Source organism: Gluconobacter sp. Gdi, assembly GCF_014132155.1.
In the GTDB taxonomy this organism is placed as follows: domain Bacteria; phylum Pseudomonadota; class Alphaproteobacteria; order Acetobacterales; family Acetobacteraceae; genus Gluconobacter.
In genome coordinates this window covers 1-527 of record NZ_BLJQ01000063.1, presented here as the reverse complement: position 1 = coordinate 527, position 527 = coordinate 1, and the positions used below count along the sequence as shown (strand labels likewise).

Genomic DNA, 527 nt, shown 5'->3' with positions numbered 1-527 from the left:
GCCAGAGAGATCACATCTGACGGCGCACCAAGGGACGCCCCGACAGTGTCGATCGTACTGGATACACTGGCCGGCGTCCCCAAAGTGTTTGTCTTCTGGGTAATGCCCCCCATGTCATCACCGTTCAGCGGCGCCGTGCGGATCTTGTTCAGAAGATCTACAACACCCGTCAGCAGGCGAATTGTCTTGGCGGCGCCTTCATCAATCCCGTCTCCCAACCAGCGAGACAACGACTTCGCCCCATCGACAGGACCGTTGAAGGCCTGATCCAGACCATGCAATGCAGTCTGGAGCGGTGTCAGGCCATCATGAGCTGCGCCCGCGGTCGCACGCTCCACCTGCACCATGAGCAGTTGCCAGGCTTCAAGGCGATTGCCTGAAGACTGGAGATCCGAAACCTGCTGAACCAGACCCTGATGAACGCCCAGAAGTCCCTGCTGGGCAAACGTCTTGGCGGCCTGGGCTGGATCCGCATAGGCATCGGCCATCTTCTTTGCGGCCTCAGGAACTGTGGTGCCCAGAACCCT

General features: G+C 59.8%; 1 protein-coding gene. It reads right to left on the bottom strand.

All coding sequences use genetic code 11. From position 1 onward, the window contains the following. A partial coding sequence (locus JN414_RS16470; RefSeq protein WP_202208880.1) for a hypothetical protein occupies window positions 1-527 on the bottom strand: 527 nt, incomplete at both ends.